The organism is Glutamicibacter ardleyensis, from assembly GCF_014644555.1.
Classification (GTDB): Bacteria; Actinomycetota; Actinomycetes; order Actinomycetales; family Micrococcaceae; genus Glutamicibacter; species Glutamicibacter bergerei.
Genome location: NZ_BMKX01000001.1, coordinates 750,543 through 764,817, shown reverse-complemented (window position 1 = coordinate 764,817; position 14,275 = coordinate 750,543). Strand labels below are relative to the sequence as shown.

The window sequence follows — 14,275 nt, the reverse complement described above, 5'->3', positions numbered from 1 at the left end:
TTAGTCCTTGCGTAAACGCACAAGGATGCGAGCACGGGCTTCGGCAAAGCGCGGATCTGCCTTGGTCGCCAACTGGTCGCGGGTGTCTCCAAAGTCGGTGATGATTTCATCGACGACAGTCGCAGGCTTCTCGGCGATCACCACAACCTTGTCGGCAAGGTACAAGGCTTCGTCAATGTCATGGGTGACCAACAGGATCGTGACCCCAAGTTTGTGCTGCAGATCCAGGACCAGATCTTCCAGGTCGAAACGCGTCTGCGCATCAACAGAGGCAAAGGGCTCGTCCATGAGGAGCACCTTGGCGTTGTAGGCCAGGGCGCGGGCAATAGCTACGCGCTGCTGCATGCCGCCTGACATCTCCCAAGGGAACTTGTCTCCTTGTCCGGCCAGCCCGACTGCTGCAAGATTTTCATCAGCCAGGTTGTTTCGCTCGGTCTTTCCCATACCCTTGCCCTGCAGCGGGAAGGCAACATTTTCACGGGTCGTCATCCATGGCATCAGCGAACGGGAGTAATCCTGGAAGACCACCGCTAGATCTGGGTGTGGACCGGAGATCTGCGTACCGGAAACTTCGATGGTGCCGGCCTTCGGCCGCAATAGTCCGGAGAGGCAACGCAACAAGGTTGTTTTGCCTACCCCTGATGGTCCGACAATCGAGATGAACTGTCCAAATTCGACATCGAGATCAAGATTCTCAATGATCTTGTTTTCTTGGGCGCCCTCGCCATAGCTCATGGACATGCCACGAACCTTCATGAGTAGGGGTGCGGTTTGTGTTGCTTCGGTGGTCGGTGTCTGGGTGGTCATGTTAGCTCCTTGCGGGAAAGAATGATCTTCGGGGGTCATGGCTGGTTACTGTGCGCCGGAGGCGTGATACCAGCGCAGAACTCGCTTTTCCACGAAGACGAAAAGAATGGAAATGAGGTAACCAATAACGCCAACAAGCAGTGCGCCGGCCCAGGTTTCTGGGACCTTGAAGGTTGCCGATGAATTCAGGATGAAGAAGCCCAGGCCTTCAATGGAAGCGAACATTTCGGAGACCACCATGACCGTGATGCCGATAGGCAGTGCGACGCGGACACCGGCCATGATTTGCGGTAACGCTGCAGGCAGTACGACACGGCGAAAGTGCAGCATCCGTGGAATGCGGTAGACCTTGGAGAATTTCCGGATGGTAGGTTCCACGCCGAGCACCCCATCGATGGTGTTCAGCAGAATTGGCCACATGCAGGCGAAAGCAATGGTGCCCATTTTGGGGCCCTGCCCCATGCCGAAAACACCGATAATCATTGGTACCAAGGCAGCTTGCGGAACCGAGCGGAAGAAGTGGATGATCGGGTCGAAGATGCGCCGCAGCCAGTGGAGTTCACCAAACAACAGCCCTCCGCCAATGCCCAGGACCGCCGCGATGGCAAGCCCTACGAAGAGGTTTGTCAGGGAGTACAACGCGCCGCCGAGAATTACCCCATTGCCTAGATCTCGAACCAAGGATTCGAGGATTTCCTGCAGCGAAGGGATGAAGAAATTTGTTGAGTTAGCTGAGGCGAACCACCAGATCGCTACGACCACAACGATGAGCCACGTGGATGTTAATAACTTCTTGCCCGAGCCGTTTGAGGGCTTCCGTGCAGGGGGCTGGACAGCTGCCGGAGCCGGAGCCTTGAGCGTCGAATTAGTCATCGTTCTGCCTCTTCCATTTCAGTAGGCGGTTCTCGCCCAGTTGCAGCAGCGCCGCGATGCCCCAACCCACCAAGCCAGCGAAGAACAAATAGGCGAAAGCCATGTCCCAGCGCTGGGCCTGCTGCATCAAGGTGATTTGGCGTCCAATGCCTGGCGCCTGGCTAATGACCTCAACGCCTACCGCAACAAGGATCGCGATGGACGCGGAAATCCGGACACCGGTGGCGATGAACGGCATCGCCGAGGGCAGCAATACTCGACGGAAACGCAGCATGACTGGGATTCGGAAGACCGCGACGGTATCTGCAACTGCCGATTCCTGGCGGCGTGCACCGTAAATTGTTTGCACCAGTACCGGCCACAAGCAGGAAAGTCCCACGACCACGATTTCCATAATCGAGTTGCTGCCTAGAAGCATGATCACCACTGGCATGAGAGCGAGCACCGGGAAGGAGCGTCCAAAATCAATGAGGATGTTGCTGGAGCGATCTAGGAAGCGGACCGAACCGATGGTCAGTCCCAGAATCACGCCGATGACGGATGCTAGCACCCAGCCGGTGAGGGCTGCCAGAAGCGTTTTGCCCAGGGCTTCCCAGAACAGCGGACTGACGATGGTTTCCCCGATTCCAGCGAAAATTTGGGTCACCCCGGGGAGCATTGAAGGCATGGTTCCCGAGGCAATGATCAATTGCCAGATTCCAAACAGGACGCCGATGGCCACGACGCGCTGGACCGTAAGCAGGCCCGGAGAGATCGTTGACTCTTTCATTGTTTTCCTTAGAAAGATATGGGAGTGGGTGGCGTAAAGGGGTTACCTTTACGCCACCCAAGTTCGGTAATTACTTGCTGTCTGCGGATTCGCGGCTCGGAGCCTGATCCCAGAGCACGTCATCAACGTTGATGGGGTTGGCTACGAGGCCAAAGTGCACCATCGCGTCGATGCCGGACTGCGCTTCGGCCTTGTTGAAGGTGACATCTGCAGGAACGAATTCCTTAGGCGCCTTGGCCACATCAATCTGGTTCACCTTTGCATGGGCTTCTTGAACGGTCTTCAGGTTCGCCTCATCTTCGTAGAAGGCAACTGCCTCCTTCATGGCACCAAGGAATTTGTTGGCGGTCTCAGCGTTTGCATCCAGCCAATCCTTCTTTGCGGTCCATACGGTCACCGGCATATTGCCTTGGTATTCGCGAACCGGGTTGGAGATCGACTTGTATCCCGAATCGAGCATCTGGTGGTAGAAGGAATCCGCCGGAACTACCGCATCCACGGTGCCCTGTTCCAGAGCGGCCTCCATTCCTGCGTAGGGAATTGCCACTTCCTTGGCTTCATCGAGTTTCACCCCGGCACCCTCCAGAGCCTGGAGAACCGGGATGTCACCGCCGGACTTCACTCCAACGACGCCAATGGTTTTGCCTTTCAAATCAGCCAGTGAGCTGATGTCTGAATCCTTGGCAACCAGGACGCCGGAGTTATCGGACTTGTCGTCGACCATGCCGTTGCCGCCGATGACCTGAATCGGGACGCCCTGGGAGTAGGACGTTGCGACGTTGATCCATGAACCTATGGCGACATCTACGTCCCCGGAGACCACCTGAGCCAGCAGGGCTGCGGGATCGGCGCCATTGACGATTTCAACATCGAGACCCTGTTTTTCGAAGAATCCATGGGAATCTGCGACATATGCGGTTTCGAATTGGATGGGTGCCACGGCAACGCGGAGCTTGGTCGGGCCGTCGGCGGTGGCTTCTTCGCCACTACCGCAGGCGGATAATGCGCCCACTGCGAGTGCCGAGGCTGCCAGCGCAGCAAAGGCCTTGCGAGTGATAAGTCGATTCTTGACCATGGGAAAGTCTCCTTGGAAATGGCCGGCCAATAGGTGGCCTGCGAGTGAATCCCGGTGTGCCCTGCAGCCGGAACAGTGAAAACAAACATCGAACCAAAATCTATTTCTTGTTTCACAATATATCTTCTAGTAGATTATGTGGCAAGGCTCACAAGCAAATTGTGTGCGAAGAAATTTTGGCTTCGCACCGGGAATTAGGAGAATTCAGATGTCAGCAATCGAAACCGCCATCACGCCCATGGCAGACCTATTACGCGAAAAACTCGCCTCCGCTCCGCTCCCGCTGTTCATCAACGGTGAATCCACCCAGGGAGGCGGTGACCAGTTGGAAGTCACGGACCCTTCCACCAGCAAGCTGCTGGCGATGACCAACGCCGCCACGGCGGAGGATGTGGACAACGCCGTAAGCTCAGCTCGACAGGCATTCACCTCGGGCCCCTGGGCCGAATTCACCCCGGCTCAACGTCAGCGCGCATTGCACCGTTTCGCGGATGCGCTGGAAGAGAATCTTGAAGAATTAGCGACCCTGGAATCTTTGAATTGCGGCAAGCCATATAACGTGGCTCGTTTCGGCGAGCTCCCTATGGGCATCGAGATCCTGCGCTACCACGCGGGTTGGGCGACCAAGCTCAATGGGGAGACACGGGAGGTCTCCTTGCCGGGAACCTGGCATGCCTACACATTGCGCCAACCACTGGGTGTCGCCGGGCTCATCGTTCCGTGGAACGTGCCCTTCACCATCGCCATGTCCAAGATTGCCCCGGCTCTGGCGGCCGGCTGCACGGTGGTCCTCAAGCCAGCAGAACTGACCCCGCTGACCGCGGTCAGGTTGGCTCAGATCGCCTTCGAATCTGGAATCCCTGCCGGTGTTCTCAACGTAGTTCAGGGGCTCGGCCCGGTGGCCGGACAGGCGCTCGCCGATCACCCCGATGTGGACAAGGTTTCATTCACCGGCTCAACCGCAGTCGGCAAGCGGCTGCTTGCTTCCGCTGCCGGCAACCTCAAACGATTGAGCTTGGAGCTGGGCGGAAAATCTCCGGTGGTCATCTATCCGGATGCGGACCTCGCCACGGCCATTCCAGGAGCCGCGATGAGTATTTTCGCTAATTCGGGACAGGTCTGCGCCGCCGGTTCACGTCTCTATGTTCACGAAGATGTGGCAGATAAGGTCATCGAGGGCATCGCAGAATTTGCGAAGAGTATGAAGATTGGTTCCGGACTGGATTCCGCAACGCAGCTCGGCCCACTAGTTTCCGAAATGCAGCGCGAACGGGTCTTGGGCTATATTGCGGCGGGAATTGCTGATGGCGCCGAGCTGGTGACCGGTGGTGAGAAGGCGGCCGGTGAGGGCTTCTTCATTCAGCCAACAGTTCTGAAGAATGTCACGCCTGAAATGACTGTGTCCACGGAAGAGATCTTCGGCCCGGTGCTCTCGGTGAGTACTTTTAGTGATGAAGACTCGCTGGCTGACGTTCTGCGTCGTGCAAACGATAATGATTATGGTCTGAATTCAATCATCTTCAGTCAGGATATTTCCAGGGCATTGATGTTCGCCAAGAAGATTCAGGCCGGAAACGTTCGCGTGAATACCGGATCCGGTATGGACGCGAACATGCCGTTCGGCGGATTCAAGCAGTCCGGTTGGGGACATGAAAACGGACGAGAAGGAATCGAAGCCTACACCTCGTTGAAGTCGGTCACCGTCAAAATCGACTGACGATAGCAGCTTCCGCCAGTGGCACCCTGACCGCTCAATAGCAACAGCCGGGCTCTGCCGGAGACCTTGCAGCGCGGGTGCCACCGGCGAGAGAGCTACGATGAATCTATGGAAGAGCAAGAGCCGATCAGGCTAAGCGGAGATTTAGCGCAAAAAGTCGTCGATACTATTGCTCCAACCATCAATCGCCATGTGAACATCATGAATTCCCACGGCATTATCATTGCTTCCAGCGATCGATCCCGGGTCGGTTCGCACCATGAGGGTAGCCTTGAAGCGATTCGAAGCAACCGTATCGTCGATATTGAACAGACTGATGCCGCTGCCGGAACGCAGCCCGGAGTAAACGCACCTTTGATACTCAACGAGCAATTGTGCGGGGTAGTTGGCGTCACCGGTGCTCCGGGTGAAGTACGGCCACTGGCAAATTTAATTGCCCTGACGGTGCAATTGCTCTTTGCGCAAGAACGCGAGCATGGCCGCAGCAGCCGGCGTGAAACCGAAGCTCGCGACCTCATTTCGGCGCTACTCGCAGGTAGCGCCGACGCGGACCTTATCGACAGGCGCTTGGCCGCCCATGGATTGCGGGCCCCCTGGATCTTGGAACTGTGGATCCCGCAGGAACCGCGTCCGGACTTTCGTCAGCAGCAAGCCGTTGAGGGCCAGCGAACCGCATGGATCTACCTTTCCGGGGGATACTGGCGACTGCGTACAAGCCAGGCCAATATCGATGAAACGCATATCGCACATGGCGATAAATACCTGGAATCAGCGCAAAGCGCGAAGGCGACCCAGCTTCTTCATGAAGCAGAAGTATTGCGCGTGCTCAGCAGACGACCACAGTTGCTGCCTCGTCGGGAATCCCGCCGTATCTGGAGTCCGGAAGTGGCCGTGGCCATCGCACGTACTCCGGAACGCAACCTCGAAACCTTGGCGGAACTAGCCGCAAACGTGAACGCCGAACAGGGTCGAACACTGTTGGTGATCGCCTCGGCGAACAGCATGCTTGAGGCGGCCGAGTATCTGCATATCCATCGAAATACATTAGTGCAGCGCATTGATAGGGCCGGTCAGCTGACCGGACTTGATATCCGGCATTCGGCGCAGTTCTTGCGCTTGCAGCATTCTCTCTACGCATCGATTGCCTTGGGGCAGCTGCACATTTTCTAAGGTCAACACGAAGAAACTTCTGGTCACGCGCCTATAGGGGAGTTTTGTTCGGCGCTCTAAACTAATCAAGATGTTCGCCGCCCTGCGCGGGTTTTCGTGCGCCTACGGTGTTGAAGCCGCAGAAATCATGCGCGGACGCACGGCGCAAACCGTACGCATATTGGCAAAGGAGCCATTTACCGCATGTACGAACTATTAGTTCTGCTGATCCTTGTGGCAGGCATTGTGCTGGTCACCGCCCGTTGGAAAGTCAGCCCCTTCCTTGCCTTGATTGGTGCGGCCATTCTTGCCGCGTTCGCCTATCAGATACCCGTCGCTGAGGTTGCCAGCACGGTGACCACGGCCTTCGGCAACACCATGGGCAACATTGGTTTGGTGATCCTTTTCGGGACGATGATCGGCATCATCCTTGAACGTTCCGGCGCGGCGATATCCATGGCTGATGCTTTGATCAAGGTGCTTGGAACCCGTTTTCCCAACCTCACGCTGTCTATCATCGGCTATATAGTTTCCATCCCGGTCTTCTGCGATTCCGGATACGTAGTACTGAACTCACTGCGCAAAGCGATCACGCTGCGCACCGGCGTTTCGGGCTTGGCCACCTCGGTAGCCTTGATGACCGGGCTTTACGCGACGCACACCATGGTTCCGCCAACCCCGGGCCCATTAGCAGCCGCGGAAAGTATTGGCATTGCCGATAACCTCGGATTGATCATTGCCGTGGGACTTCCGGTGGCGGCAATTTCCGCGATGGCCGGTCTGTTCTATGCCAACAGTTTCAGCAAGAAGAGCTGGACGCCCTTGCCTGAGGAAGACCACGATGATCTCACCGAGCAGAGCTATGAAGAACTGCGTGCCAGCTACGGCAAATTGCCGGCCCCACTGTTGGCATTCCTGCCGATTATCGTACCTTTGCTATTGATTTGCGGTGCCTCGGTAGCCAAGCTTCCATCTCATCCTTTGGGTGAAGGCGCTGCACTGGAAACGCTGTCCTTCCTCGGTACCCCGGTCATCGCGTTGATCTTCGGCTTGCTTGCCGCGAGCCTGCTCTTGCGTGGTAACCAGAAACTCGTGGACTTCAACGAGCAGATGCATGACGCGGTTCGTACCGCGGCACCGATCTTGTTGATCACCGGAGCCGGTGCGTCCCTTGGCGCGGTACTTGCAGCGTCGAAGCTGACCACGATCCTCTCCGATTCACTCAGCGGGTTGGGCATCGGCTTGGCCGTTCCCTTCCTGATCGCAGCGGCACTGAAGTCCGCGCAAGGCTCCTCAACGGTGTCCATGGTGACCACCTCTGCACTGGTGGCGCCGATGCTTGGTTCACTGGGTTTGAGCACAGACATGGGGATGGTGCTCACCGTGCTGGCGATTGGTGCCGGCGCCATGGTGGTTTCCCACGCGAATGACTCCTACTTCTGGGTGGTCTCGCAGCTGAGCCGCATTCCGGTGATCACCGCATACAAGACGTTGAGCGTTGCCACCGCTATTCAGGGCACCGCAGGTTTTATCACCGTGTGGATTCTTGGGGCAATCCTGCTCTAAGCGCACCAGTACAAAGCCAAGAGACGAGAACCGCACCGGTGCTCGTCTCTTGGCTTTTAAGCGAGAAGATTTCCTGTTGTCAAGCACCGAGCCCAAGAGGAGTTAACGAACGGATATATGAGTCGCTTGATGTCGGAATTCCGGCTTCGGAGCAGCCAGCTGGCCAGCAATATGACGCCATGAGAACTCTGGTGACAGCCGGTGCAAGCAGATGACCAAGGCAGCTGACGGGCCGCTGATGACGCAGTAGCGTCTAAGCCATCAACCACCCGAGAACAGGAAGATCGCTCATGTCAGTAGCCACTGCAGCACTTGCACGTACCCCCTTTACCGGCAACGCCACAACTGGAGAGCTCACGCATTGGCGTGCGGTCGCAACAGAGGTTGCACAGAGCTTGGCCGTAGATGCCCTGGAGCGGGATCGTAAAAACGAGCAGCCACATGCAGAAGCGCAGCTTTTGCGATCCTCAGGTCTGCTGGACCTGTTGGTGCCAGCAGAATTTGGCGGCGCAGGGGGCCACTTTGAGACCGCCTTCGAAGCGATTCGCATTCTTGCGAATGCAGACGGATCGATTGCGCAGCTGCTTGCCTATCACTACTTCAACCAGACCGGCATCGCATTCTACGCCCCGGCTAAGCAGCAAGGCGCCTGGTGGGAACGCACGGTGGCTCACGGGTGGCTGTGGGGAGATTCGGTCAACCCTGTTGACCCGACTTTGCTGCTCACCGTCGAGGCCGATGGATACCGGCTCAACGGTGCCAAGCGGTTTTCCACCGGTTCGGGAGTGGGTGAAGTGATTATCGTCAACGCCCTGGTGCAGGGAGGCGAAAATGACGGTAAGGTCCTGGCCTTCGTCTTGCCTACCGACCGCGAAGGACTTGAACTGGTTGATGACTGGGATTACTTGGGACAGCGGCTGAGCGCTTCAAACTCGGTACGTTATAGCAACGTGCGAGTTGACGCCGCTGAGATCCTCGGTGAAGTGACCGAGGAGCCGGTCTCCACCTTGCTCATTCCTGGATTGCAGCTTGCTTTTGCAAACTTCTATTTGGGGATTGCCGAAGGCGCGTTGGCACGTGGCAAACAGCTCTTGCTGGGACGCAAAAACGCGTGGTTTCTTTCCACGGCACCGACCTATTCACGAGACGTGATCTTCCAGCGGACCTTGGGCGAGCTCAAAGCGCGGACGGCTGCGGTTGCCGCGCTCGTTGAAAAGCTCGGCCGCGCCTATGACCTGCTGATCGCCAAGGCGGGAGACGTCACCGCCGAAGAACGCGCCGAACTAGCAGTGGCGATTGCCGAAGCGAAGATCGTTTCCACCGAAACCGGGGTGGAGGTGGCGAACCGAATCTTCGAGGTTACCGGAACCTCATCAACCAGCAATGACGTTGGACTGGATCTGTACTGGCGCAACGTGCGCACGCACTCCCTGCATGACCCGGTGGATTACAAGAAGATCGAAGTGGGCCAGTATTTCTTGCACGGTGAAGCACAGCCAATCTCGCTGTACACCTAAGCCATCACCAGCAGACAAAGCACAGTACACAACAGATTTTTTGGAGAATTCATGAGCACCCTGACCGCAACCGGCAATCGTTTGAAGCAACTACGTCAACGTTTTAATCCGATCTTTGAGAAGATCGCTGCAGGGGCGGCGGAACGTGATCGTTCCGGTGAACTGCCACGAGCCGAAATCGCCGAACTCGCCGCCGCAGGTTTTGGTGCAGTGCGCATTGCCGAAAGCGATGGGGGAGCGGGAGCTACGCTGCCCGAACTGTTCGAACTTTTTGTGGACCTGGCTGCCGCCGATACAAATATTGCCCAGGCATTACGTTCCCACTTCGCCTTCGTGGAAGATCGGCTGATTTCTGCTTCCGGGCCAGGCCGTGACAAATGGCTGGCGCGATTTGTGGCCGGCGAGCTAGTCGGAAACTCATGGACCGAAATCGGAACCGTCAAGGTGGGGGAGGTCATCACCAAGGTGACACCTGATGGCGTCGGTGGCTTCAAGATCAATGGAACCAAATACTATTCCACCGGTTCCATCTTTGCCGACTGGCTCGACACCTATGCAGAACGCACCGATACCGGCAAACGCATAATCGCTGCGGTACGTGCTCATCAGCCCGGTGTTGCGTTGGCCGAGGATTGGGACGGCTTTGGCCAACGCACCACCGGCACCGGTACATCAACTTTTACCCATGCGAGCGTGGAGGAGGAGAATCTGATCGACTTCGACACTCGCTTCAAGTACCAGACCGCCTTCTACCAGCAGGTATTGCTTGCTGTGCTCGCCGGTTCGGCCAAAGCGGCGGAGCGTGAGTTTGCAGTGGAGTTGAAGAACCGCAGGCGTACCTTCAGCCATGGGGCCGCAAATGTGGCCAGTGAGGATCCGCAACTCCTGCAAGTCATCGGGGAGGTTTCTGCAGCAGCTTTTGCCGCCACGGCCACGGTAGAACGTGTTTCCAACGCTCTGCAGGGTGCTTACGACAGCGCACTTCAGCTGCAGGCCGGAGCCATTTCGGCCGAAGCAGATGAAGCAGCAAATGACTACGCCGAGCTTGCCTCCGCACAAGCACAGGTGGCCTTGACCCCACTGGTGCTCACCGCACTCACTCATGCTTTTGACGCACTAGCTGCCTCGGCGACAAGCACCTCAAAGAATCTGGACCGGCATTGGCGCAATGCGCGTACCGCCGGTAACCACAATCCTTGGGTATTCAAGGCCCGCTTGATCGGCGACCTTGCGGTCAACGGCACGCAACTGCCACGCGTGTGGGCGATTGGCGCTTCGAAGTAGGCAATAAAACCGTGAGCGTGCGTGGTTTAGGAGTTGAGAATTTTTCAGTCCAGGATCTGTTGAATTCGGGAATCTGCGGCATCGGCTTTGGCTGTGGATTTACCGAAGTACTCCGCGCGACTCAGCGGAAATGAGGGCACTGGCCCGCCGCTGGCTAGACTGTGGTGGTGATCAACTACACCCTGCGCCAACTGCAGTACTTTGTCGCTGTTGCAGAGACGGGTTCCATCTCTGCAGCGGCCGTGGCAAGCCATATTTCGCAGGCTGCGATGTCCCAGGCCATGGATGAACTTGAACGGGTAGTTGGTTCCCAATTGCTTGTGCGGCGCCGGGCCCGCGGGGTGGTCTTGACCGCGGTTGGTACCGATTTCCTCCATGATGCCAGGCAGCTGGTGCGCCATGCCGAAGAAGTGCAAGACCAGATTGTGGAGCGCCAAACCAAACTCTCCGGACCGCTGGTCATCGGTTGCTATTCTTCACTGGCGGCGTTCTGGATTCCGGTGATCTGCGAACGTTTTACCAAGGTGAATCCCGACTTGCAGGTGACCCTGGTTGAAGGTGATGGCGCAGAGCTCCAAGAGCGAATGCTCCGAGGGCATCTCGACGCGGTGTTGACTCATACGCGGCACTTGGTTCCCCACGTTGAGTTTCGCCGGGTGATGTCCGGGCGTCCCTACGTGCTGGTCGGAGGCAATCACCGGTTGGCCCAGCGCAAAAGAGTGCATCTGTCAGAACTAGCCGAGGATGACTTCGTTTCCTTGGACATCCCCACGGTGCGTGACAATCAACTGGTCAACTTGCGAATGTCCGGATTAGATCCGAAGATTCGCTGGAGCTCGCAGAGCTTTGAAGCGGTCCGCGGGCTGGTAGCGCGCGGACTTGGCTACACGGTACTGGTGCAACGCCCTCCGGTAAACCTCAGCTATGACGGCCTGCCGCTGGCGATGCTGGAAATTGAAGGGCAGGTCGGGGAGAGCGATATCTGTGTGGCATATACGGCGTCGGCCCGACCGAGTTTGCGGTTGCGTGCATTCCTCGATTTCTGCGAGGAAATTGGAACGGAAAAGGAAAACAGGGTTGGCTAGCGCCTGACGGCTCCAACCAACCCTGAGTTCTGCGTCGTATTACGAGATCTCTTCAGCCTCGAGGTCTGCCTCGCGGCCTTCCTTGATTCCCCGCATGGCTAGTCCGGCAACAATAAATGTTGCGGCCCATACCCCGCCGGCGATCCAAAGAGTTCCGCCGCCAAGCAGTACCAGCCCTGCGACGATCATCGGAGTGAACCCGGCACCCACGGTGGAAGAGAGCTGGTACACCAGCGATGCACCGGTATAACGGATACGGGTGGGGAACAGCTCCGCGGTAAAGGCGCCAAATGGCCCAAAGATCGTGGCTTGTATAATGCCGTTAGCGATGAACAGTGCGATAGCGAAGAGCCATAGTTCTCCCATTTGCAGCATCCACATAATCGGCAGAGCCATGATTGCTCCGGCGGCGATACCGACCATCATCACCGGTCGGCGTCCCAGCTTGTCGGAATAGCGGGCTGCAAACCAGATGCCTACTACGGTTAGTGCTGCGCCGATTGCTTTGATGTTCAGTACAGCGGTGCGGTCCATTCCCGCTTCTTCGACTACATATGAAATAGCCCAGACCGTCATAAGTCCCTGAACGGTGTACGAGCTCATGCCAACCAGCGTTCCGCGTATGACCGAACGCGGATATTTGGTGATGACTTCCATGAACGGAGTCTTGCGCTCCTCGGCCTTGTCTTCCAAAGCCAGGAAAAGCGGGGATTCGGAGACCTTGAGACGAATAATCAGACCGATGCCAACCAGCGCAATGCTGATCAGGAACGGAATGCGCCAACCCCAGGAGAGGAACTGGTCCTCGGGCATGAGGGTGACAGCTGATACGGCGAGTGTTGCCAGCACCGCGCCAGCCGGGCCGCCCATATTGGCGAAGCTCGCGGCAAATCCGCGGCGTTCCTTGGGTGCGTGTTCCAACGCCATCAGCATGGCGCCACCCCATTCGCCGCCTACGGCCAAACCCTGAATGATGCGCAGTGCGATGAGCGCGATTGGTGCAATCATGCCCACTTGAGCAGTTGGCGGCAGCAGGCCGATCAATGTCGAAGCGCCGCCCATCATTGCCATCGAAGTAATCAGTACACCCTTGCGGCCAATTTTGTCGCCGAAGTGACCAAAGACGATGCCGCCCAGCGGGCGAGCGAGGTAACCCACCGCAAGCGTGGCGAAGGAAGCGAAAAGCGCTACGGACGGAGTCATCCCGACGAAGAACACCTTGTTGAAGACCAAGGACGCGGCGGTGGCATAGAGGATAAAGTCATAGAACTCGATCGCGCTGCCGATGAAGCTGGAGGCAAGAATGCGACGCATCTGCGGGGAGTTCAAAGATGGAACCTTCAAATCCGCACTTGCTGCATTTTGCTGGGTGTTGATGGTGTTGCTCATCGGGCTGCCGCCATTTCACTAAGGGCCCGACTGAATGAAATCTTGTCGAGATCGTTGGGAACCAAATAATTTCCAGAGAACTTTGACGCATGTCCAAGCCATACCGATAGCGGGGTGGTGCCCGGTACCAGGTGGTGCAAGGCCAGTGTGCGTGCCCCAGCCTGTTCGGCGAGATCAATGGCTTGCTCGGCGGAGGTATGTGCACGCCGGTGATGATCCATAGAGGCCTGTGCCTCCAAGGTACCAATGGATCCGTACGCACGTTGCACCCAGTCAAAATCGATAGCTTCATGCAGTAACAAATCGGTGTCCTTGGCCAGAGCGACCAGGTTCTGGCAAGGAGAGGTGTCTCCGGAGATCGTGACAGAGCCTTCGGAGGTATCGAAGCGGAACGCAAAGGCCGGCGCGATCGGTGGATGCTTCACCAGCGTCGCGGTGACCGTCACCAGCTCATCGGTGTAGATGACAAAGGGCGCGAACTGCTCCGGGGTCGGATTATCGTTCGGGTGATAACCGGTATTTTTAGGAATCTGTATGTCCTGGGCGCTGAAATGATCCAGCGGCGAAGGGCGCAGCGCATTGATGACTCGATCGTTAATGTCTGTGGCGTAGGCCTGCATAAGATGGTCAAACATTGACGCGGTACCGGGCGTTGGATTCTGCGGGTACAAGGCCGCCGGTGGCACGGTAGCTCGCGGTGAGACCGGTGGAAGTGCGCCGCGCTCGCCGGGGCCAAGGATGACTATCGGCTCTTTATCGGCCGGCAGGGTGAACAGCCCGAAAATCGCCAGCGAGGCGAGGTCGATGGTGTGATCAGAATGCAGGTGGGTGAGGAAGATGCCACGCAGATTGGCCGGGCTGAAGCCTGCCTTCATGAGCTGGTTGCCTACCCCGGTTCCAGCATCTACGAGATAGACGCTGTCGCCGACAACGACTGCCGTGGCAATGCCTGCGCGCTTCCCTGCGTTCTCTCCGGTCCACCAACGAGGTCCACCGGCTGTGCCGAGCGTAACGACGTGGGGATTCAAATTTGTGGAGGTCATG

12 protein-coding genes are annotated in these 14,275 nt (G+C 57.3%); 6 read left to right on the top strand and 6 right to left on the bottom strand.

The window, feature by feature from the left end; genetic code table 11:
* From IEX04_RS03405 to IEX04_RS03390, 4 genes are all read right to left on the bottom strand, one after another.
* Positions 1 to 807 (bottom strand): ABC transporter ATP-binding protein, encoded by an 807-nt coding sequence (locus IEX04_RS03405; protein ID WP_188683712.1) that lies wholly within the window; start codon positions 805 to 807, stop codon positions 1 to 3.
* Positions 808 to 852: 45 nt separating this feature from the next.
* Entirely contained in the window at positions 853 to 1,680 is an 828-nt protein-coding gene (locus IEX04_RS03400; protein WP_188683710.1) for an ABC transporter permease, read from the bottom strand.
* Entirely contained in the window at positions 1,673 to 2,449 is a 777-nt protein-coding gene (locus IEX04_RS03395; protein ID WP_188683708.1) for an ABC transporter permease, read from the bottom strand. The genes IEX04_RS03400 and IEX04_RS03395 overlap by 8 nt, the downstream gene beginning before the upstream one ends.
* Before the next feature lie 70 nt (positions 2,450 to 2,519).
* A complete protein-coding gene (locus IEX04_RS03390) occupies positions 2,520 to 3,524 on the bottom strand; it encodes an ABC transporter substrate-binding protein (RefSeq protein WP_188683706.1) in 1,005 nt (334 codons plus the stop codon).
* Between the two features lie 208 nt (positions 3,525 to 3,732).
* On the opposite strand from IEX04_RS03390, the gene IEX04_RS03385 reads away from it, so the two are divergent.
* The 6 genes from IEX04_RS03385 (at position 3,733) to IEX04_RS03360 (ending at position 11,842) form a co-directional block, all read left to right on the top strand.
* Complete coding sequence (locus tag IEX04_RS03385) at positions 3,733 to 5,241, top strand: aldehyde dehydrogenase family protein (protein WP_188683704.1); 1,509 nt, start codon at positions 3,733 to 3,735, stop codon at positions 5,239 to 5,241.
* 108 nt (positions 5,242 to 5,349) lie between these two features.
* Positions 5,350 to 6,411, top strand: coding sequence for a CdaR family transcriptional regulator (locus IEX04_RS03380; protein ID WP_188683702.1), 1,062 nt, complete (start codon positions 5,350 to 5,352; stop codon positions 6,409 to 6,411).
* Between the two features lie 183 nt (positions 6,412 to 6,594).
* Entirely contained in the window at positions 6,595 to 7,956 is a 1,362-nt protein-coding gene (locus IEX04_RS03375; protein ID WP_188683700.1) for a GntP family permease, read from the top strand.
* Between the two features lie 290 nt (positions 7,957 to 8,246).
* Complete coding sequence (locus tag IEX04_RS03370; protein ID WP_188683698.1) at positions 8,247 to 9,473, top strand: acyl-CoA dehydrogenase family protein; 1,227 nt, start codon at positions 8,247 to 8,249, stop codon at positions 9,471 to 9,473.
* Between the two features lie 51 nt (positions 9,474 to 9,524).
* Positions 9,525 to 10,757 carry an acyl-CoA dehydrogenase family protein gene (locus IEX04_RS03365; protein WP_188683696.1) on the top strand — a complete coding sequence of 411 codons (1,233 nt, stop codon included), beginning with the start codon at positions 9,525 to 9,527 and terminating at the stop codon, positions 10,755 to 10,757.
* A gap of 167 nt (positions 10,758 to 10,924) precedes the next feature.
* Positions 10,925 to 11,842 (top strand): LysR substrate-binding domain-containing protein, encoded by a 918-nt coding sequence (locus IEX04_RS03360; RefSeq protein ID WP_188683694.1) that lies wholly within the window; start codon positions 10,925 to 10,927, stop codon positions 11,840 to 11,842.
* A gap of 39 nt (positions 11,843 to 11,881) precedes the next feature.
* Here the strand turns inward: IEX04_RS03360 and IEX04_RS03355 are convergent, their stop codons facing one another.
* Both IEX04_RS03355 and IEX04_RS03350 read right to left on the bottom strand, forming a co-directional pair.
* Positions 11,882 to 13,231: an MFS transporter gene (locus IEX04_RS03355; protein ID WP_188683692.1), complete on the bottom strand. Its 1,350-nt coding sequence runs from the start codon at positions 13,229 to 13,231 to the stop codon at positions 11,882 to 11,884.
* Entirely contained in the window at positions 13,228 to 14,274 is a 1,047-nt protein-coding gene (locus IEX04_RS03350; protein ID WP_188683690.1) for an MBL fold metallo-hydrolase, read from the bottom strand. Before IEX04_RS03350 ends, IEX04_RS03355 begins: the two co-directional genes overlap by 4 nt.
* Position 14,275: the final 1 nt, after the last annotated feature.